Consider the following 18,430-nt stretch of genomic DNA (forward strand, 5'->3'; position numbering starts at 1 on the left):
TATGTTCGGAGCAATGCGCCTGTTTCTCGGTCTGCTCGTCGTTCAGACGATTGCCTATTTCGCCTTGTCTCTTTACTCGCGTCGCGTCCGGCGACAAAAGCTTGAGACGTGGTGGGAGGAGAAGGGCAAGACTGGCAACAAGGAAGCCTTTGTCGAACGCGGATTGCACGTCTATGACAATTCGTTCCGTCGCAAACTGATCCTGGGTGTTTATATCGTGCCTTGGGTGGCGATCGCCGCGCTGATCTATGTCGTGAACTACATGTGAGGTTTTGGGAATGGTCTACATCAAATGGGCGTTCATCCTGTTTTTCTGGATCACGCTGGGTGCGATCCTGCAATACTCGCTGCCGCAGCACGACATTGTCCGCATCGTAAACACCTACGAAGAGCGGCAGGATCTGACGGATTGGACCCGCATTTTCTGGTCTGAGCCCGATGATCAGTCGACCAGCCTTTCGAACCGCGATGTGCAGTTCATCCAAGCCGTGCGGGCGAACGGCAAGCCGATCGTCTATCGGAACGAAGATACCAGCTGGGGTTGGCCACCCTATTTCAAGTTCGATACCGCCAACCTTTACACCGAAGCCAACGACGCAATCTCGGACAAGGATGATCCGGATTGGGTTGTCGTGACCCACTACGGCTGGCGCAACGAGTTTCTGTCGATCTTCCCGAATGCTATCTTCATCAAACATGTCGAAGGACCGGACGTCCGCATCATTCCCTGGTTCAACATCATTTTCCTGACCGTGTTTTTTGCCATCGTCTGGGCGCTTTGGGTGCGTTGGCGCAGGTTCCGCGAAGCCCGCATCGACCCCATGCTTGAAAGCGTCGAGGATGGTCTCTACGCCGCTGGGGATGCGATCGACGAACGAAGGTCCAGCTTCCGGCGCTGGCTGGACAGTTGGAAGTCAAAATAGAACGGAACCGGGAATTTGCCTGAAAGTCGGCTTCCTGCCTATGCGGACCGCTATCTGACGACAAACTCGGCGTGAAGGGCTCCGGCGGCTTTGATGGTTTTGAGGATGTCGATCATATCCCGCGGAGACACGCCCAACGCGTTCAGGCCCGCAACCACCTGCGACAGCGTCGTCGCTTCGGGTATTTCTGCCAACCCGGTGCCGGGGTCCTCCTCAATCCCTGCGATGGTTCGCGACACAACAACGGTCTCCCCTCTGGCAAAGGGGTTGGGCTGAACGGCGATCGGAGATTCCTCTACCCGAAGTGTCAGGTTGCCTTGGGAAACCGCGACACGTGAGATTCGGACCTCCTGCCCCATGACGATTGTGCCGGAGCGCTGATCAACAACCACACGAGCCTTGGTTTCGGGTTCAATCAGGATGTTTTCGATCCGGCCGATCGCATGCGCGGTGGAAGGGGCCCGCGTTTCCGGGATGCTCAATTCCACCGTGCCCGAGTCGCGCATGACTGCAACGGCGCGATTGAACTCGCGATTGATGGCCGCTTCGATCCGGCCTGCGGTCGTAAAGTCCGGCTCGCGCAGGGCCAACCGCAATTGGGAAAGACCTGACAGTTCAAAATCGATCTCCTGCTCGACCCGGGCCCCGGCGGGGATGACACCGGATGTCGGGACTCCTTGAACAACCGATGCAGCGTCGCCCTCGGCGACTGCACCACCTGCCAGAACGGTGCCCTGCGCAACTGCGTAGATTTGCCCATCCGCGGCGTTCAACGGTGTCATGACGAGGGTGCCGCCCAGCAGGCTTTTGGAGTCTCCGATCGCCGAAACGGTCACATCGATCTGCCCGCCCACCCGCGCAAAGGGCGGAAGGGTGGCGGTGACAAGGACGGCGGCGACGTTCTTGGGGCGAAAGTCCTCGCCAGTGACGTTTACGCCCAACCGTTCCAGTATGTTCGACATGATTTCTTCGGTGAACGGGGAATTGCGCAACCCGTCACCGGTTCCGTTCAGTCCGACGACAAGGCCATATCCCACCAGATCGTTGCCGCGTACGCCGTCAAAATTCACCAGATCCTTGAGCCGGACAGCCCCGGAAAACGCCACCGAAGGCAGCATGATCAGAAGGAAGGCCAGAAGTCTCATCTCAGGAAATTCACCAATGATAGGGTCGAGTTGCGGACAGTGACCGAATAGAGGCTTTCGAGCTGGAACTGCACGGTCTGCAGGTGTGCCGCAGTTTCGTAGGGATCGGCGGCGACAAGTTCGTTGCGCGCGTATTCAAAACTGGTCCTGGCCGCCGCATTTCGTGTTTCGGCCTGTTCGATGCGGGCTTGCACCGCTCCGATCTGAGCGCGCATCGTCACGACGTCATCCTTGGTGTTGGCCAGAGCCACGCCCAAATCGGTGAACAAGGCAGTCTGCAGGTCTGGTGGCCATTCCAGCGCGCCCTCCGTCGCCAAGGCCGCAAGCGCGACATTGCGCAATCCATCCCGAAGTTTCGGATCATTGGCCGTGAACTGCATGTTCACCCGCTCGGTCTCCGAAATCTGCATTGGCGCGAGGGTCGTGTTTGACCCGTTGTACATGACTGCCTCGAATCCGGCAGGATCATTGAACCAATCTTCGGCCGCCTGGCGAATATCGGTCAGGGTTGTCAGCCCTGCCAATTCGGTTCGCAGGGCAGCCAGTAGCGTGTCCGTCGACTGCAACGGCGAGGCGTCCGTGGCGGTTCCCGCGAACAAGCTGCGGCCACCGACCCGCGTGTTCAGGGAAGAAATCATCGTGTCCAGTTCGTTGCGTGCCTGAGCCGAGGCCTGAGCATGCGAAGTCGCTTGGTTGGACGTCCCAAACGCGAGCAGAGAAGCCGAAACCTCGCCGATCGAGGTCTCAAATGTCTCGAGACTGATCTGAGTGGCATCAGCAAACAGATTTGCCTCGGCGGTCGCCGTAGAGAATGCGTCCAGCTGTGCAATTTTTCGATCCAGGTCCAGCAGATGCGAGTAATCGCCACTGAGACGCCCAGAAATGTCAGCGGTTTGACCCGTAGACATTTCATAGGACAGGGTTTCGATCTGCGTTTTGATCTCGGTGCTGCGCGCACGCAAGGTCAGACCGCGGGCCAGATCACCAATCGAGTTCAGGGTCATGGTTACATCCTCAGCAGCAAATCCATCAATTCGTCGACAACGGTGATGATCCGCGCATTGGCGGCATAGGCCTGTTCAATCTGCATCATGCGCTGCAACTCGGTGTCACTGTCCACGCCTTGCTCGGCCACTAACTGTTCCATTTGGTGTTGCGCGTTGGATGCGTAGCTTTGGCGCGATTGAGCGGTATGGGCAGCGGTGCCAGCTTTGGACAAAAGCGCCGCCGACACCTCACTGGCCCGCAGGGCCCCTGTGCCGAAAGCCGGGGCAGGGCGCGGCGTGGTCAATACCGCGCCAAAAGCCTGCAGCTGGGTTGCCTCACCGGGGTCGTTGGGTGCAACGGCCCCCAACCCCGCGCGCAGTTTCCAACTGTCGCCGCCGGCATCAGGATCGACAATCGGGTTGAGCTCAAGACGGGACGCGAGCCCCGCCGGCGCCGTGGCATCGAAACGGGCGCCGGCATCGGTGAACAAGCCTGGATCAGTCGGCATCGCGGTCGGGTCAAGGCCGGCAGTTTCGAACCGTTCGATCAGATCGCGCGCGACTGCGTCCAAGTCCTCATGCGCGTCGATGGCCAACACGTCGCGAATGTCAAACTGGGCTGCCAGAGCGCCGCCGCGGATCTGTGCGGAATCACCGGATGTGCGGACTGGCCGTCCGTTGAGCTCGAGCCCGGAGAGCAGTCCGTTCCCTACGGTCATGTGCGGTTTGGTATCACCGGTAACCGAGAACGCGAACTCTGCGGCGGATCCTTCCAGCAGTATCAGCCCACCGTCGGAATACAGTGAGACGCGGTTGTTGTCGCGCGTCACGACATTGACCGGAACCAGCTGGTTGACTTGGTCAATGAGAACCTGGCGTTGATCCAGCAACCCATTGATATCGCCGCCCGCGTTCTCAACAGCCGGGATCTTGACATTCAACGCTTCGATATCTTTCAGGGTCGTATTCAGTGTTTCGACATACGTCCCGATTGTTCGGTCCGCGTCAGAACGCATCTTGCTGAGGCCGTCGGACGCTTTATTCAAATCGGCAACCAAATCCCCAGCTGCGCGCGCCGCCAGATCCAGACGCTCGACCGAGCCGGGATTGCTTGCAGCCGTGATCAAGCTGTTCTCGAATGCGCTCAAAGATACCGCGATCGATCTGCCGTCATCGGGGGTACCGACCAATGCTTCATATTGCGAGTAAAACTCCGAGATTGCGGAGGCCGTCGCGCTATCCGCCGTTGCCGCGCGCAGGTTCGCCATCAGAACAGGATCTTGATGGCGGGTGATTCCCACGACCCTGACGCCGTTGCCGGAAACAGAGTTGGTGGTCAGCTCCAACGTCCGCTTGGCGTAGCCGGGCGTCAGCGCATTGGCTATGTTGCCCGAGACGACGGCTGCGCCGCGGCTTGCCGCGCCCAGCCCACCCAGCGCGTTATTCAGGGCCGTTGACATGCTCATGAGGCCGTTCCTTTCCGCTTTGCAGGTTCAGATCAGCGCTTGATGTTGGTTGTTTCCTGCAACATCTCGTCGACTGTCTGGATCACCTTCGCGCTGGACGAATAGGCGCGCTGGGTTTGGATCATCGACGTCAGTTCAGTCGCAACGTCGGTCGTCGATTCTTCGCGCGCGAAGGAAATCAATTCGCCCGTCGGACCTTCGCCGGCATCCCACAGGAAATAAGTTCCACTGTCGCGAGACGGCGCATATGTCTGGCTGTCGAGTGCGGTCAGTCCATTCGGGTTGGGGACGTCCGCCAGCGGTATCTGGTACATCCGACGGGTGACGCCCGTGTCATACAGCGCGTAGACGTATCCGTTTTCATCGACCTGAACGCTGGACATGGTTCCGACTGCGGATCCGTCCCGGGTGATCGAAACCGGCGCAAACGTTTCGGACAGTTGAGTGATTCCATCGCTGTCACCGATCAGGCCGATATTTACCTCCATCGGGCCGCCGGCGACGTTGACGACAAAGCTGCCGGTGGTCGGATCATAGGTGCCACCGGACACGGTGGTCACACTGGCAAGGGTGCCGCCTGCGGTTCTGCTGTCCGTAAATGTCAGCGTATATTCACCGATCACGGCACCGCCCGAAGCGGAATCGCGCAAGATCATCGTCCATTCGTTGCTGGACCCGGCGGCCGGCACCGTCGGGACAAGCTCGATATCGACATTCTCGGGTTTGCCCAAATTGTCGAAATATTCGACGGACAAGGGCTGCGTGTCACCGGGTGCGCCGGCATCGGTGGCCGTGGCGGGCAGGTTCATGCGCAGGTTCATTGCGGTGGTCGGCGAGCCGGACAGTTGATTGACGCTGAGTTGAACCGGCTGCAACGCTGCGGGTGTGTCGCGCGAAACGTTGGGAATGGACCCATCGGCGTTGGCGGGCCAGCCCAACAGCACAAGTCCGGACTCGGTAACCAGATACCCTTCCGCGCTGGTTCGGAAGGATCCGGTGGTGGTCAGAAGCATTTCGTTTGAATCGGTGCCGATCTGTGAACTTGGGCGAACCGGCAGCATGCCCCGGCCGCGCACGGCCAGGTCGGTTGAGTTGTTGGTGGTAACCAGCGAGCCGCGCTGATCGATCAGTCGCTGGCTGGTGGTCCGGACGCCGCCCGCCGAATAGCTTCCGCCCTGGCCCGACGTCACCATCGACTGAAAATCCGTCTCAACCCGCTTGTAACCGTAGGTCGAAGAGTTGGCGATATTGTCCGATACGGTCGCCAACCTGTTCGCGTTGGCCTTCAAGCTGGCCACACCGGCATTCAGCGAAGAGGAAATTGTCATCGGCACGCCTTTCTGTTGCGTCAATCGTTCCCGCAACAGCTAACGCGCTGGGCCTTAACAGCGCGCTAACAAGTAAAATGCCAGATATCCTCCGATCTCAGGGATTGCGCAGAAACACGATCTCGATCCGGTTGTTGCGGGCCGCCATCGGGTTTTTCACCGCCAGCTTGCGATCTGCATGACCCGTGATCCGTTCAAGCCGTTTGGCGCCGACCCCCTTGTCCTGAAGCATCTGACGTACCACCTGCGCGCGCGAAGTCGACAGATCCCACGACGGATATCGGGCCAGAACCACCGGAGAGGAATGAACGTGACCCTCGACCGAAATGGAATTGGTCACCATGTCCGATGAACGTGCAACCAGCAGCACCAGTGCACGCATCATCTGGGTCGGAGAATCGGAACCTCTCTCGAACAGCGGCTCATCTTCGGTATCGAACAGCTCGACGATCAGACCCTCGTCCGTCACTCGAGTGACAATATGCTTCAAGGCCTTTTTGGACACCATGCTTTCGCCGGACCGCCCCAGCAGCCGCGCCTCGAGCGACGAGAAGTCTTCGAACGCGCCGCGCCCGCCGCCATCGGCATCCACACCGGTCGAACCTCGCGCGCGTTTGGACTCGGTCGGGTTCTTGTTCGTCGCTCCCGAGCCGTCCATCACCATGGTTTTCTCCGAGAACATGTTGTCGCCCCCAAAGGCCCCGTCGCCCCCGCCGGAAACGGGATTGATCGGAATTGTCGGAGAGAAGTAGTCCGCCAAACCCTTGCGTTGCTTTTCGGTCGTTGCGTTCAGCAGCCACATCAACATGAAGAACGCCATCATGGCCGTCACGAAGTCCGCATACGCGACCTTCCAGGCGCCGCCGTGATGGCCATCGCCACCCGAAACGCGCTTCTTCTTGATGATGATCGGCGCCGCATTTGATTGCGCACCCATCTAAACCACCCTTTTTCACCCACTCATTGGATTAGCAGGGCGAGGATTAAGGGCGGCTTAATATCTAAAACTGTTTAGACCTTTGCCGACCCCTCATTGGACCATTCCGGCGCTGGCCCGGCGCAGGATGACCGAAAGGCGGTTGAAACTGTTCTGGATTCCGTCCGGATCGAGTTTGCCGAAAAAGCCGTCAAGCTCGTCATGGATGCGAACCGCCTGATCCAGGAGCGGGTCCGTGCCCGGCGTGTACAGACCCGCCTTGATCATCACTTCGGACTGCTCATAGCTTCCGACCAGCCGGCGGGCTTCAGCGATCAGCTTGTTTTCCTCGGGTGTCGCCGCAGCCGGTAAAGAGCGCGAGACTGACCGGCTGAGCGCGATGGCTGGAAAGCGCCCTCGCTCGGCGATCTCGCGACTAAGCACGATATGCCCGTCAAGAACGCCGCGCAGGATGTCGGCCACCGGTTCATCCATGTCCGAACCCGCGACCAGAACGCTGAACACGGCGGTGATGTCGCCCTGATCGGCAGTTCCCGGACCGGCGCGTTCACAAAGACCGGCGATCATCGGTGTGACCGAAGGCGGAAACCCCCGCAGGGACGGGGCCTCACCCATGGCGACGGCGATCTCGCGATGCGCCTCGGCGAACCGGGTGACCGAGTCGCAGAGGAACAGAACGCTCAGACCCTGATCCCGCAAAAACTCGGCCGCTGTCATCGCAGACCAGGCGCAGCGCCGGCGGGCCAGAGCTGATTGGTCGGACGTGGCCGCAACCACGATCGAGCGCCCCATACCTTCGGCGCCCAACGCGGTCTCGACGAATTCATTCACCTCGCGCCCGCGTTCGCCCACCAGCGCGACGACCACTGCATCGGCTTGCATGGATCTGGCCAGCGTTGCCAGTAAACTTGATTTTCCCACACCCGACCCCGCAAAAAGGCCGACGCGCTGCCCCTGGACGATCGGAAGCAGGGTGTTCAAAATTGCCAACCCGGTGGCCATACGGTCTCCCAGCGGTTTGCGGTCGACGGCCCGGGGGGGCGCGGACATCACGTTGCGGGCCTGCCTCCCGGGCAGAAGCGGTTTGCCGTCCAGCGGTTTGCCGAAGGGATCGACCACGCGACCAAGCCAATGCAAGCCGGGTGCAAAAACCGGAGTCGGCTCAAGATAGACCCGGTCCCCCAAGCGCACGCCGTCAGGGGCTCTGCCAGGCAGCATGTGAACAGCCCCGGCCTCGACCTGCAGCACTTCGCCGGCCAACGGTTGGTCGTCGCGTCGCTGCAAAATAAGATGGTCGCCGATGCGCGCGTGTTCCGCCAGCCCTTCGACCTCGATCACCCCACCGGAAACACCCGCGACCAGACCCATGTGCCGCACCGGAGAAAGCCGTTCGAACTGGCACTTCAGAATCGAGGGATCGAGGTCGGACATGGCGTCGGCTCCAATTGGTTTCTGAAAACGGTTTCTAAAGGAATCGGGGTTAAGCCTTGATTGAAATTGATCGAGGGAGAAGCCCCGATGTTCTCGGACCTGAACGTCTTTAAAGTTGCGTACGCCCTGGCAACCCACGCCGGACAACGGCAGGCCGTCATCTCGCGCAACATGGCCAATGCGGATACGCCCGGCTACCGGGCCCGCGATATTGAGCCGTTTGCGGAAGCCTTAGAAAAATCCAGTGCCACCAGCGCAATGAGCGCGACCCGCGAAGGTCATTTGAACGGTGTCGGGCCGGGCGGCATGACTTGGGCCGAACATATGCGCGGCGGCGCCGTCGATCCCAATGGCAATGGTGTTTCGCTTGAAGAAGAAATGCTGAATGCGGTCGAGGTCAAGCGACAGCATGACCGCGCGCTGGCCATCTACAAGTCCTCGATCGGGATCCTGCGCACCGGTCTGGGCAAGGCGTGAGGAGGCCGTCATGAGCGATTTCTCCAAGTCCCTTGCCGTCACCGCCAGCGCGCTGCGGGCGGAGGCTGCGCGCCTGCGCCATGTTTCGGAAAACATCTCCAACGCGGATACTCCGGGTTACCGGCGCAAATCGGTTCCTTTCGAGACGGTGCAGAAGGACGGCACTGATCTGGTTCAGGCCGGTCGGGTCAGGCTGGACCGGCGGGCGTTGCCCCGGATCTATGATCCCGGTCACCCGATAGCGGACGCCAGCGGATACTACGCAGGGTCCAATGTCGATCTTATGGTCGAGATCGCCGACGCGCGTGAAGCGCAACGCAGTTACGAAGCAAACCTCAAGATGTTCGACCAGACCCGACAGATGTCGGCCAGCCTCATGGAATTGTTGAGAAAATAAAGGAAAGCCAGAATGGATATCCGATCGATCACCGCGGCTCAGAGCTATGCGCATGCCCGCCCGGCCACCCAAGCGGATCCGGGAACAAGTGGCGCGGCACAAGGGCTGCGCGCATCATTTCAGGACTTTGCGGCAACCCTAAAACACAGCGAAGAGGTTGCCAGTGCGGCCATGATTGGTCAGGCCGACCCACATGCCCTCGTGCAGGCACTGGCCCAGACCGAACTTGCGGTCGAAACAGCGGTTGTGGTGCGCAATAAGGTCGTTGAGGCCTACCAGGAAATTCTCCGGATGCCGGTCTGAACGATGCTCAGCGAAGGTCTGTTCTATGACGTCGTACGTCAGGCCCTTTGGATTGCCGTGATCACGTCAGTTCCGATTCTGACGGTCGCGCTGGTCACGGGTTTGGCCGTGGGCCTGTTCCAGGCCCTGACATCCATCCAGGAGATGACCCTGACCTTCGTTCCCAAATTGGTGGCCATCGTCATCGTGTTCTGGGTCTCGATGGGGTTCATGACCCAGACGCTGGTCACATTCTTCACCTCAACACTGGTTCCGCTGATTGCAGGAGGCCGCTGATGGATACAGCCTACGTTACCTTGTCCCGTCAAACCGGGCTGATGAACGAAATGCGCTTGGTCGCGAACAATATCGCCAATGCGCACACGACGGGTTACCGCCAGCAGGGTTTGGTGTTTTCCGAGTTTGTGAGGGACCTTCCCGGCAGCCCCTCTCTGTCCATGAGCCGTGCACAGGCGCGCAACACGTCTTTTGCACAGGGCGTGTTGACGGAAACCGGTGGGCAATTCGATTTTGCAATCGAGGGCAGTGGGTTTTTCTTGGTTGAAACTCCGTCCGGCAACCGTTTGACCCGGGCGGGCAGCTTTTCACCGGACGCCAATGGCGATCTGGTGACGATGGATGGGCACCGCGTGCTGGACAGCAACGGGGCCCCGGTCTTCATCCCACCGGACGCAGCAACCATTGATGTGGGCGGCGACGGGACGCTCAGCGCGAATGGACAGGCTTTGGGGCAGATCGGGGTGGTTCAGCCCACGGAAGGCACCGAGTTGGTGCGGGAAGGCAGCACCCTGTTCAAACCGGAAGGCGAGGTCGAGCCGGTCGAGCAGCCAGTGGTTCTGAACCGGTTTCTGGAGGGTTCGAACGTCAACGCCATCGGCCAGGTGGCCCGGCTGATCGAAATCCAGCGTGCCTACGAACTGGGTCAGAGTTTTCTTGACGCCGAAGATGAAAGGGTCCGCGGCGCCTTGAAGACCTTGATGCGCTGATCTGAAACTGCAGGAGAAACCGAAATGCGAGCCCTGAAAATTGCCGCGACTGGAATGGCGGCGCAACAAATGCGGGTCGAGACGATCTCGAACAACCTGGCGAACATGTCGACTACGGGCTACAATGCCCGGCGAGCTGAATTTGCGGATCTGCACTACCAGCAGATGGCTCGCGCCGGCACGGTGAACGCCGCGGACGGGACTGTCCTGCCGACGGGAATACAGCTTGGTCTGGGTGTTCGTCCCGCGGCCGTGACCGTCGAGTTGGCCCAAGGCGCGTTGTCCGCGACGGGCAGTGACCTGGACATCGCGATCGAAGGGCGCGGATATCTCGAGGTGGTTCTGCCAAACGGCCAGTCGGCCTATACCCGTGACGGCAGTCTGAAGCGATCGGCCGAAGGCCTCATCGTCACGTCGGACGGGTTTGCGGTTGCCCCCGAAATTACCATCCCGGACGACGCGCGGTCGATTTCCATCAACGCGTCCGGCGAGGTCTACGCCTATTTTGACGACACCGCGGAAGGGCAACTGCTGGGGGAATTCACACTGGCCAGCTTTTCCAATGCCAAGGGCCTCGAGGCCATCGGCAGCAACTTGTTCAAGGAAACCGAGGCTTCGGGCGCCCCGATCGAGGGCACCCCGGGCGAGGACGGGCTCGGGATGCTGCGTCAAGGCTATTTGGAAGACAGCTCGGTTGATGCGGTACGTGAGGTGACCGATCTGATCGAGGCGCAGCGCGGCTATGAAATGAATGCCAAGGTGATTTCGGCCGTCGACCAGATGATGGGCGCGACGACACAGGTACGCTGATGCGGGTCGTGGGCTTCATATCGCTGTGGCTTCTTCCGGTTGCCGCCTTTGCTGACATAGTCGTGCCGACCAGAACGATCCGGGCCAAGGAGATCATTGAATCCGCTGATATTCAGGTGAAATCCGGTGAGGCGTCCGGCGCGGTAAGCGATCCTGCAGACCTGATCGGGCAGGAAGCCAAGACCGCTCTGTATCCCGGTCGGCCAATTCTGAAGGCAAGTGTCGGCCCTCCCGCCCTGGTCGATCGAAACGATCTGGTGACGCTTGTCTTCGTGAAAGGCGGACTGTCCATCGCGGTCGAAGGGCGCGCGCTGGGCCGTGGCGCCGCCGGAGATCGCATCCGAGTCATGAACCTGTCGTCACGAACGACGGTAACCGGAAAAATCCGTCCCGACGGCCAAATCGAGGTATTTTGATCATGAAACTGTCCAGACCCCTGTTGCTGGCCATCCTGTCCCTTTCCGCCTGCGGGCGTTTGGACCATCTGGGCAAACCGCCCAGCCTGTCGCCAACTACGGAAACTCCGGAACACGTGGCAATGTTGTGGCCGGGTTTGCCGTTGCACACTCAATCCCAGCGCGCCGTGGACCGGGCGTCTCTTTGGAGTGGGGGTCAGCAATCTCTGCTGGGTGATCAGCGCGCCATCAAGAAGGGCGATATTCTGACTGTCGTGATCGAGCTTGATGAAAAGGCCGAAATCTCGAACGATACAAACCGGTCGCGCGGCAGCTCGGAAGATCTCAAGGTTCCCGGCCTCTTGGGATTGCCCCAGCGCGCAGCGAAACACCTGCCAGATGGTGCGTCACTGGACGAAGCGGTTTCGATCGATTCCGCGTCAGTCAGCAAGGGCAAGGGGTCGGTGAAACGCAAGGAAAAGCTGACACTGCGCGTCGCCGCAACGGTGATCGATGTCCTGCCGAACGGCGTCCTGTCGATTTCCGGAACACAGGAACTGAGGGTGAATTTCGAACTTCGCGAGCTGCTGGTGTCTGGCTATGTGCGTCCGCAGGACATCTCGCGCCAGAACGAGATTACCTATGACAAGATTGCGTCTGCACGGGTGTCCTATGGCGGCCGCGGCCAGATCACGGATGTTCAGCAGCCACGATACGGGCAACAGGTGCTGGACGCGCTGTTGCCGTTCTAAGGTGTTCAAATGATGAAGAAACTGCTCCCCGTTCTCTTTTTGATTGCAGGTCTCGGGGCCGGCGCTGCGGCTGGGCTTTTTTTGACACCGGGACCAGCGGATACCGAGGCCGATGCCAAAGCGCCGGAGCGCCACGCCAAGGAGACAACAGACAAGGCGAACAAAACCTCCGGCCACAGTGAGACGTCAGTCAAGGCCGGTCCCTATGAGTATCTCAAGTTGACCAAACAGTTCGTCGTTCCGGTCGTCGAAGAAAACGAAATCTCTGCTCTGGTGACCATGTCGCTGAGCCTGGAAACCCGGCCGGGCATCTCGGAGGAGTTCTACGAAATCGAACCGAAACTGCGGGACGGGTTTCTTCAAGTGCTGTTTGATCACGCGAATATTGGTGGGTTCGACGGCGAATTCACGCAATCGGACAATCTTGAGGTGCTGCGAAGGTCTCTGTTGGAGGTTGCCCGAAAGGACCTTGGCGATGACGTGTCCCGTGTTTTGATCATGAGCGTGAGCCGCCAGGACACCTGACGCCAAAGGTCGGGCTTCAGCTTTCGGTTTACTGGTTCATCAGTTTCCTGGCGCGTGCAATGCGCAGCGCGGTTTCTTGATCGCGCTGCAACGACTCAACCGCCTGTTTGCGGCCGAATGCTCGGCGAAGGTCCTCAATCATTGCCAGTTTCCGGGATCTGACGCGCGCCAATTCAGTGTTGAGGTTACGCCGGGTTCTGGACTCCCACCCGTGCCACAAGACGTCCGCGCCAGCGATCTGGTACCCAGGGGTTTGCGCGGCGTCCGACGCCGTTTGGGCGACCTGCGCGTTCAGTGCGCTGATCTGTGCCTGAATGCGGCTTTCGGCCTCAAGTATCGGTTTCAGTTTCTGAAACTCTCTTTCGAAAGAAGCCGCCGTGACCGCCGCTAGATCCCTTAGCATCGCGCGTGTCATCCGACCGCTCCTTTCGCGCGTTTTCGCATGGCTTCGGCAAATCGGATGGCCGCAGCGACCGGGCGATAAAGGTCTTCCGTTATCTCCTTTCCGATCTCGACGGTCGCATGCAGGGCCCGCGCCGTCGGCGGATCCGAATGAATCGGAACTCCTGACTCCATCGCTGTTCGGCGGATTGTCGCGGCAACTTCGTCAACGCCCTTTGCGACGCAGACGGGTGCGGTTCCACGGGCGCGGGTCCATTTCAATGCCACTGCAAAATGGGTGGGGTTGACGATGACCACGTCGGCCTTTGGAACCTCGGCCATCATCTGGTTGGTCGCAATCTCTTGCGCGCGCTGGCGTCTTTGCTGTTTGACATGCGGATCGCCTTCCGAGTCCTTCGTCTCGTCCTGCAGTTCTTTGCGCGACATTCGATTTTTACGCATGTGCTCGGAATACTGCCACAGGTAGTCGATGACCCCGATGGTCAGCGTGACGGCGACGACGATGAACAGGAACCGAAACAGTAGTTTCATCATCAGCGGGATGGAGGCTCGTGCGGGGCTGGCTGCAGCCGTCAGGATGTCCGCCAGGTTGGATTTCAAAAACACGGCAAGGCAGATGCTGTAGATCACCAGCTTGATGAAGCTTTTGAGGAACTCAAAAAGTCCGGCACGACCGAACTTGTTCTTGGCATTGGATGGGATTGAAATGCGGGACATCTTCAGCGTCAGTTTGCTTGGGGCAAACACCAGGGCGCGCTGTGCCAAGAGGTTCAGCAACACAAACGCCGCTGGAACCGCCAACAAAATACCCGCGGAAACGGCAACCTTTTCCATCAGCCCGCCGACCGGTGCAGCCGCGATGCCAGACGTCAACAACCGTGACAGTTCCGGGGCCTGATCAATCAGAACCATCAGGGATGATCCCAAATGTTCGGTCGAAAACTGTCCGACCGCCAAAAGAGCGATTGTCAGGCCGGAATAGGCGGCAACGGCGGACAGGTCATTTGACTTTACGACCTCACCCTTTTCCCGAGCCTTCTGCAGTTTCTGTGGTGTCGCCTCGAAGGACTTGTCAGTGTCGTCGTCTGTGCTGCTCATTCCGGTGCTCCGGTCGGATCAAGCAAGTACTGGAACAGGACGTCAGACCAAACCGCAAGGATGATCGGCGTTCCCGCGAACAAAAGGAACAAACCGGCAAAGGTGATTGCCGGCGCGCCCACAAAGGCGACCATCAGTTGAGGCATGGCCCGGTTGATGACACCCAGGGCCAGGTTGTAGATCAATGATGCAATGACAAACGGCATGGCCAGCCCAAAGGCCAATGCAAAGCTGCGCGATACCTGCGACACCCCCCAACGTGACAGATCGGTCGCCATCGGGGCGGCACCCACCGGGAATAGTGAATAGCTGTCGATCAGGAATTGGGCCGCCCGGATGTGAACGCCCATCAGTGTGGCAAGGGCCAACCCGGACAGGGTCAAGAAATGACCCATCGCCGGGGCCGGGTCCGCAGCGGCGCCACCCAGGATCTGCGATAACGACGTGGCTTGCGCGGCCATCGACCCGGCGGTTTGAAGGGCGAGTACCAGTAGCCGAAGTCCGATCCCCAAGGTCAGGCCGATCAGGATTTCGGTCAGTATCAATTGAACCAGCGGCATCAGGCCACTGTCGGGCTCGGCAACGGAAACCGACGGCGCGACGACCAGCGTGAATGCCATTGCGACCCCCAGCTTTACGCGGGTTGGAATGCTGCGCTCCCCGAAAGCTGGTAGCAGGGAAACCAGCGCTGAAACCCTGAGAAAAACCACAAATGAGGACCACAGCACGCCTCCCAGCTGAGCCAGCAAGTCCGGCGGCAGCTCAATCACGCCGGCACCGTTCCGACCAGAGCCGGCCGCGCTTCGAGCCCAATTTCCTCGAACGACAGGACAGGATTCGAAATTCCCCGCGCGTGTATGATGGTACGCAGCAACCTGCGCCGCCGCGTCGAGGTTACCAACGCCGGGAACACACCCTGATCCGCGCTGCGTGTTATCGTCGTGACGACGCCATCGGCCAGTTTGTTGAACAGATTGGGGGGCAGCGCCACATCCAATCCAGCATTCGGAGTGTCGATCTGGTAGGTGGAGAAGGTCTCCTCCCATTCCGGCGCCAACTGGATCAGGGGGATCGAGCCGTCGCCACGCTTCAGGTCCGCCACCAGCTGGAAGCCCAGTCGCTGGCGCACGATCTCGCAGATCGCCTCAGGCTGCGTCGTGGTCATCCGCGCTTCGGCCACGCTTTCCAGGATCAGCGCCATGTTGCGGATCGAAACCCGTTCTTCGAGCAGCAGCCTCAAAACCGCGTGCAAGGTGTCGATCGGAACCTTGTCGGGGATCAGCTCATCCAGCAGCTTTCGGTTCGCCTCGGCCCGGACCGGGTCGCTGAGGCGGGTCATCTCGGACAGGTGCCGACGCAGGGATTTCAGGGTCAGCAGGCGCGGGAAGTTCTGCTTGATGATTTCCAGCAGATGGGTGGCCAGAATCTCGGGCGGGGTTACGATGGTTGCACCGCTCAGGGCGGCGGCCTCTTGATCCTTGGGCAGGATCCATCGGGCGGGTGCGCCGTAGACCGGTTCGGTGACGTCATTGCCTTCCGGCAACAGGTCCAGCCCGTCCTGCACCAGTGCCAGGATCAGGTCGGGGTGAAGCACCCCCCGGGCCTGTTCGACGCCCTGAACACGAATGACGTAAGTGCCCGTCGGCAAGTCGGCCCGGTCTGTCAGCCGGATCTCCGGCAGGATCAATCCAAAGCTCGACGCCACGTAGGTCCGCATGTTGGCGATCCGGGCGTCCAATCCGGTGCCGGGGTTCAACACCATGCTGACCAGATCCGGGGCAAATTCGAGGTGAACGTCGTCGAGGTCAAGGACGTCTCCGATGCCTTGTGTTGCCTTGGGCTCGGCGTCCGAAGCCGGCATCTGTGCCGCCTCTGTGGCAGCTGATTGCTTTTTGTGAACAACGAAGGCCGCATAGCCCAGGATCACGCCACCGAGAATGAACGGCAGAAAAGGCAACCCGGGCACCAGCGCAAACAGCACCATCAGGATCGCAACGGTTGCCAGCGCAGCCGGATGCCGCCCCAGTTGCGAGAACAAGGCGGTGTCGGTTGCACCCTGCGTGCCACCGCGGGCCAGCAACAGGGCGGATGCGATGGAGATGATGACAGCCGGTATCTGCGTGACCAACCCGTCACCAACAGTCAGGATCGCATAGGTTTCAAACGCCGAGGCGACCGGCATACTGTGCACGATCACCCCCATGATCAACCCCATCACCAGGTTGAGCAGGGTAATCAGCAGCCCGGCAATTGCATCGCCCTTGACGAATTTGGATGCCCCGTCCAGCGACCCGAAAAAGGTGGTTTCCTGTTGCTCAAGCTCGCGCCGTTCCTTGGCTTGCTGATGGTCGATGGCGCCGGCAGACATGTCGCTGTCGATGGCAAGCTGTTTGCCCGGCATACCGTCAAGGGCGAAGCGGGCCCCGACCTCGGCCATGCGCGCCGCACCTTTGGTAATCACCATGAAATTCACGATCAGCAGCACGCCGAACACCACGAGGCCCAGGAAGATGCTGCCGCTCATGACGAATTGGGCAAAGCCCTCGATGACGTCACCGGCGGCGTTGGGCCCGGTATGACCCTGCCCGATGATCAGCTTTGTCGACGACACGTTGAGCGACAGGCGCAGCATCAGCGAAGCCAGCAGGATCGTTGGAAAGGACGAGAAATCCAGTGGCCGCTCAATGAACAAGGTCAGGGTGAAAATCAGGATGGCCAGTGCGAACGAGGCCGCAAGGCCAATGTCCAGCACCCAGGATGGCATTGGAAGGATCATCATGACGATCACGGTCATCAAGGCCAACGCCAGTATAACGGTGGGTGAAAACAGGGATCGGGCGTCAAGCTTTGGCACGCGTCACTCCTGATCGAACGCGATGAAGGCAGCAGCAGCGGCGGAGGCGGGAACCAATGAGCCCAAGCGGCCCGGCTGGGTTCGGCTACGACCGGACGGGATCAAAGGCGCAGCCTCCCGGGAAAACGGATCGCGCCCCGCGGGATCCGGCTGCGCCGGCGGCACACCGTCGAGATTGGCGAGGATGGTTTCAAACCGGTCCGTATAAGCCTGTGCGAGGTCCGGCGTGCGCGAGTGATAGGCACCAACCGCATGCCCCCACGAACCATGTTCGGCATGGAGCGTCTTCAGGAACTGCGCGGCGTAGGCTGCGTTCTGATCCGGATCAAACATAGCGTCTATGGACCGGAAAGCTTTGCCATGCCAGCGGTAGTTGATCTGGAAGCAGCCTATATCAAAACTGCGCGCACCCGCTTTGAACACGTCGAAGACAAAGGTCTTGGCCTCGGTCTCGGTGGCGAACCAGTACCCTTTGCCCTCGACATTGACGGTCCAGGGCCAGGGTGTCAGGCGGCCCTTCATCGTGCGCCCGGTCTCGGTTCGGGTAACGGCCAACAGGATATCCTGCGGCACACCTTCGGCCATTGCCGCCCGACGCGCGGCCCGGTCGCAAACTTCAGTCGCGTGGCCATCCGACCATGCTAGGGCGGCAGGCGCGGCGGCGGTTAGCCAAACGGCGATCGAGATGAAAAACTTGAGCTCTGGCATTCTGCCGGTCCGGGGATTCTTGTGTCCGGGCCAAGCTAGCCAGTTTTGGGTTTACAGAGGGTTATCGGGACCTCAGCCCCGATCGATGCGGCGGCCGAACACAACGCTGGTGTTGGTGCGCAGCACTCCCGGGATCGCTGCTAGTTCATCAACCAGAATGTCCAGATCCTCGATCCGGGGCGCTTCGGCGGACAGCAACAGATCGAATTCTCCATTGATCGACAGGCACAGCTTGACCTCTGGATAGGCTTCGAGCCGCTTGATGATGCGAGCGGTTTCTTTCTGCTGTACCTCCAGCAGGACAACGACCTGGACCTTGGGCGTGTCCTCGGCCTGACGCAGGATCACCGAGTATCCGGCAATCACACCGTTTCTCTCCATCCGGCTGATACGTTCATGCACCGTAGTCCGGGCCACCCCGAGCGTTGCCGCGATATGGGTGGTCGAGGCGCGCGCATTGTGTTGCAGCGCGGCAATGATGCGGCGATCAAGCTGGTCCATCGATGC

23 protein-coding genes are annotated in these 18,430 nt (G+C 60.1%); 11 read left to right on the forward strand and 12 right to left on the reverse strand.

The features are described from left to right. Position 1: 1 nt before the first annotated feature. Positions 2-268 carry a hypothetical protein gene (locus tag K3752_RS17260; RefSeq protein WP_093963662.1) on the forward strand — a complete coding sequence of 89 codons (267 nt, stop codon included), beginning with the start codon at positions 2-4 and terminating at the stop codon, positions 266-268. A 10-nt stretch (positions 269-278) separates the two neighbouring features. After that, entirely contained in the window at positions 279-923 is a 645-nt protein-coding gene (locus K3752_RS17265) for a DUF1523 family protein (RefSeq protein ID WP_170421031.1), read from the forward strand. Between the two features lie 50 nt (positions 924-973). Here K3752_RS17265 and K3752_RS17270 read toward each other — a convergent pair whose 3' ends face one another. From K3752_RS17270 to K3752_RS17295, 6 genes are all read right to left on the reverse strand, one after another. Then, entirely contained in the window at positions 974-2,068 is a 1,095-nt protein-coding gene (locus K3752_RS17270; protein WP_260063916.1) for a flagellar basal body P-ring protein FlgI, read from the reverse strand. Beyond that, complete coding sequence (locus tag K3752_RS17275) at positions 2,065-3,072, reverse strand: flagellin (RefSeq protein WP_260063917.1); 1,008 nt, start codon at positions 3,070-3,072, stop codon at positions 2,065-2,067. Before K3752_RS17275 ends, K3752_RS17270 begins: the two co-directional genes overlap by 4 nt. A gap of 2 nt (positions 3,073-3,074) precedes the next feature. After that, a complete protein-coding gene (gene flgK / locus K3752_RS17280; protein ID WP_260063918.1) occupies positions 3,075-4,514 on the reverse strand; it encodes a flagellar hook-associated protein FlgK in 1,440 nt (479 codons plus the stop codon). A 38-nt stretch (positions 4,515-4,552) separates the two neighbouring features. Further along, entirely contained in the window at positions 4,553-5,848 is a 1,296-nt protein-coding gene (locus K3752_RS17285; protein WP_260063919.1) for a flagellar hook protein FlgE, read from the reverse strand. A 97-nt stretch (positions 5,849-5,945) separates the two neighbouring features. Next, positions 5,946-6,785: a flagellar motor protein MotB gene (locus K3752_RS17290; RefSeq protein ID WP_260063920.1), complete on the reverse strand. Its 840-nt coding sequence runs from the start codon at positions 6,783-6,785 to the stop codon at positions 5,946-5,948. 93 nt (positions 6,786-6,878) lie between these two features. Next, positions 6,879-8,216, reverse strand: coding sequence for a FliI/YscN family ATPase (locus tag K3752_RS17295; RefSeq protein WP_170373241.1), 1,338 nt, complete (start codon positions 8,214-8,216; stop codon positions 6,879-6,881). Positions 8,217-8,303: 87 nt separating this feature from the next. On the opposite strand from K3752_RS17295, the gene K3752_RS17300 reads away from it, so the two are divergent. The 9 genes from K3752_RS17300 to K3752_RS17340 are packed head-to-tail and all read left to right on the forward strand — an operon-like array spanning position 8,304 to position 12,861. Beyond that, a complete protein-coding gene (locus K3752_RS17300; RefSeq protein ID WP_170438585.1) occupies positions 8,304-8,693 on the forward strand; it encodes a FlgB family protein in 390 nt (129 codons plus the stop codon). 10 nt (positions 8,694-8,703) lie between these two features. After that, the gene (gene flgC / locus K3752_RS17305; protein ID WP_260063921.1) at positions 8,704-9,090 is read left to right on the forward strand and encodes a flagellar basal body rod protein FlgC; all 387 of its coding nucleotides are present in this window, start codon (positions 8,704-8,706) and stop codon (positions 9,088-9,090) included. A 12-nt stretch (positions 9,091-9,102) separates the two neighbouring features. Further along, positions 9,103-9,393, forward strand: coding sequence for a flagellar hook-basal body complex protein FliE (gene fliE / locus K3752_RS17310; RefSeq protein WP_260063922.1), 291 nt, complete (start codon positions 9,103-9,105; stop codon positions 9,391-9,393). A gap of 3 nt (positions 9,394-9,396) precedes the next feature. Further along, positions 9,397-9,669 carry a flagellar biosynthetic protein FliQ gene (locus K3752_RS17315; protein WP_093963653.1) on the forward strand — a complete coding sequence of 91 codons (273 nt, stop codon included), beginning with the start codon at positions 9,397-9,399 and terminating at the stop codon, positions 9,667-9,669. Further along, positions 9,669-10,379 carry a flagellar hook-basal body complex protein gene (locus tag K3752_RS17320; protein ID WP_260063923.1) on the forward strand — a complete coding sequence of 237 codons (711 nt, stop codon included), beginning with the start codon at positions 9,669-9,671 and terminating at the stop codon, positions 10,377-10,379. Before K3752_RS17315 ends, K3752_RS17320 begins: the two co-directional genes overlap by 1 nt. Before the next feature lie 24 nt (positions 10,380-10,403). Beyond that, positions 10,404-11,189, forward strand: a complete 786-nt coding sequence (flgG, locus tag K3752_RS17325) for a flagellar basal-body rod protein FlgG (protein WP_260063924.1) — start codon at positions 10,404-10,406, stop codon at positions 11,187-11,189. Then, positions 11,189-11,605, forward strand: a complete 417-nt coding sequence (gene flgA, locus K3752_RS17330) for a flagellar basal body P-ring formation chaperone FlgA (RefSeq protein WP_260063925.1) — start codon at positions 11,189-11,191, stop codon at positions 11,603-11,605. The genes flgG and flgA overlap by 1 nt, the downstream gene beginning before the upstream one ends. A 2-nt stretch (positions 11,606-11,607) precedes the next feature. Further along, positions 11,608-12,336: a flagellar basal body L-ring protein FlgH gene (gene flgH, locus K3752_RS17335; RefSeq protein ID WP_260063926.1), complete on the forward strand. Its 729-nt coding sequence runs from the start codon at positions 11,608-11,610 to the stop codon at positions 12,334-12,336. A 12-nt stretch (positions 12,337-12,348) separates the two neighbouring features. Then, complete coding sequence (locus K3752_RS17340) at positions 12,349-12,861, forward strand: flagellar basal body-associated FliL family protein (protein WP_170436431.1); 513 nt, start codon at positions 12,349-12,351, stop codon at positions 12,859-12,861. Between the two features lie 28 nt (positions 12,862-12,889). On the opposite strand, the gene K3752_RS17345 is transcribed toward K3752_RS17340, so the two are convergent. From K3752_RS17345 to K3752_RS17370, 6 genes are all read right to left on the reverse strand, one after another. Beyond that, positions 12,890-13,276, reverse strand: a complete 387-nt coding sequence (locus K3752_RS17345; RefSeq protein ID WP_260063927.1) for a hypothetical protein — start codon at positions 13,274-13,276, stop codon at positions 12,890-12,892. Then, positions 13,273-14,361, reverse strand: a complete 1,089-nt coding sequence (gene flhB, locus K3752_RS17350) for a flagellar type III secretion system protein FlhB (RefSeq protein WP_260063928.1) — start codon at positions 14,359-14,361, stop codon at positions 13,273-13,275. The genes K3752_RS17345 and flhB overlap by 4 nt, the downstream gene beginning before the upstream one ends. Then, entirely contained in the window at positions 14,358-15,131 is a 774-nt protein-coding gene (locus tag K3752_RS17355; RefSeq protein ID WP_170367529.1) for a flagellar biosynthetic protein FliR, read from the reverse strand. Before K3752_RS17355 ends, flhB begins: the two co-directional genes overlap by 4 nt. After that, on the reverse strand, positions 15,128-17,155 hold the full coding sequence (gene flhA / locus K3752_RS17360; RefSeq protein WP_409233623.1) for a flagellar biosynthesis protein FlhA: 2,028 nt from the start codon (positions 17,153-17,155) through the stop codon (positions 15,128-15,130). The genes K3752_RS17355 and flhA overlap by 4 nt, the downstream gene beginning before the upstream one ends. 63 nt (positions 17,156-17,218) lie before the next feature. Then, positions 17,219-17,923, reverse strand: a complete 705-nt coding sequence (locus tag K3752_RS17365; RefSeq protein ID WP_260063930.1) for a transglycosylase SLT domain-containing protein — start codon at positions 17,921-17,923, stop codon at positions 17,219-17,221. A 72-nt stretch (positions 17,924-17,995) separates the two neighbouring features. Beyond that, positions 17,996-18,424 carry an Lrp/AsnC family transcriptional regulator gene (locus K3752_RS17370; protein ID WP_093963783.1) on the reverse strand — a complete coding sequence of 143 codons (429 nt, stop codon included), beginning with the start codon at positions 18,422-18,424 and terminating at the stop codon, positions 17,996-17,998. Positions 18,425-18,430: the final 6 nt, after the last annotated feature.

This window comes from Ruegeria sp. B32 (assembly GCF_025141855.1).
In the GTDB taxonomy this organism is placed as follows: Bacteria; Pseudomonadota; Alphaproteobacteria; order Rhodobacterales; family Rhodobacteraceae; genus Ruegeria; species Ruegeria arenilitoris.

Excerpts from the sequence above, each read along its gene's own strand:
- K3752_RS17260 (WP_093963662.1), top strand. The coding sequence starts at position 2 with ATGTTCGGAGCAATGCGCCTGTTTCTCGGTCTGCTCGTCGTTCAGACG.
- K3752_RS17265 (WP_170421031.1), top strand. The coding sequence starts at position 279 with ATGGTCTACATCAAATGGGCGTTCATCCTGTTTTTCTGGATCACGCTG.
- K3752_RS17270 (WP_260063916.1), bottom strand. The coding sequence starts at position 2,068 with ATGAGACTTCTGGCCTTCCTTCTGATCATGCTGCCTTCGGTGGCGTTT.
- K3752_RS17275 (WP_260063917.1), bottom strand. The coding sequence starts at position 3,072 with ATGACCCTGAACTCGATTGGTGATCTGGCCCGCGGTCTGACCTTGCGT.
- flgK (WP_260063918.1), bottom strand. The coding sequence starts at position 4,514 with ATGTCAACGGCCCTGAATAACGCGCTGGGTGGGCTGGGCGCGGCAAGC.
- K3752_RS17285 (WP_260063919.1), bottom strand. The coding sequence starts at position 5,848 with ATGACAATTTCCTCTTCGCTGAATGCCGGTGTGGCCAGCTTGAAGGCC.
- K3752_RS17290 (WP_260063920.1), bottom strand. The coding sequence starts at position 6,785 with ATGGGTGCGCAATCAAATGCGGCGCCGATCATCATCAAGAAGAAGCGC.
- K3752_RS17295 (WP_170373241.1), bottom strand. The coding sequence starts at position 8,216 with ATGTCCGACCTCGATCCCTCGATTCTGAAGTGCCAGTTCGAACGGCTT.
- K3752_RS17300 (WP_170438585.1), top strand. The coding sequence starts at position 8,304 with ATGTTCTCGGACCTGAACGTCTTTAAAGTTGCGTACGCCCTGGCAACC.
- flgC (WP_260063921.1), top strand. The coding sequence starts at position 8,704 with ATGAGCGATTTCTCCAAGTCCCTTGCCGTCACCGCCAGCGCGCTGCGG.
- fliE (WP_260063922.1), top strand. The coding sequence starts at position 9,103 with ATGGATATCCGATCGATCACCGCGGCTCAGAGCTATGCGCATGCCCGC.
- K3752_RS17315 (WP_093963653.1), top strand. The coding sequence starts at position 9,397 with ATGCTCAGCGAAGGTCTGTTCTATGACGTCGTACGTCAGGCCCTTTGG.
- K3752_RS17320 (WP_260063923.1), top strand. The coding sequence starts at position 9,669 with ATGGATACAGCCTACGTTACCTTGTCCCGTCAAACCGGGCTGATGAAC.
- flgG (WP_260063924.1), top strand. The coding sequence starts at position 10,404 with ATGCGAGCCCTGAAAATTGCCGCGACTGGAATGGCGGCGCAACAAATG.
- flgA (WP_260063925.1), top strand. The coding sequence starts at position 11,189 with ATGCGGGTCGTGGGCTTCATATCGCTGTGGCTTCTTCCGGTTGCCGCC.
- flgH (WP_260063926.1), top strand. The coding sequence starts at position 11,608 with ATGAAACTGTCCAGACCCCTGTTGCTGGCCATCCTGTCCCTTTCCGCC.
- K3752_RS17340 (WP_170436431.1), top strand. The coding sequence starts at position 12,349 with ATGAAGAAACTGCTCCCCGTTCTCTTTTTGATTGCAGGTCTCGGGGCC.
- K3752_RS17345 (WP_260063927.1), bottom strand. The coding sequence starts at position 13,276 with ATGACACGCGCGATGCTAAGGGATCTAGCGGCGGTCACGGCGGCTTCT.
- flhB (WP_260063928.1), bottom strand. The coding sequence starts at position 14,361 with ATGAGCAGCACAGACGACGACACTGACAAGTCCTTCGAGGCGACACCA.
- flhA (WP_409233623.1), bottom strand. The coding sequence starts at position 17,155 with ATGACCGTGATCGTCATGATGATCCTTCCAATGCCATCCTGGGTGCTG.
- K3752_RS17365 (WP_260063930.1), bottom strand. The coding sequence starts at position 17,923 with ATGCCAGAGCTCAAGTTTTTCATCTCGATCGCCGTTTGGCTAACCGCC.
- K3752_RS17370 (WP_093963783.1), bottom strand. The coding sequence starts at position 18,424 with ATGGACCAGCTTGATCGCCGCATCATTGCCGCGCTGCAACACAATGCG.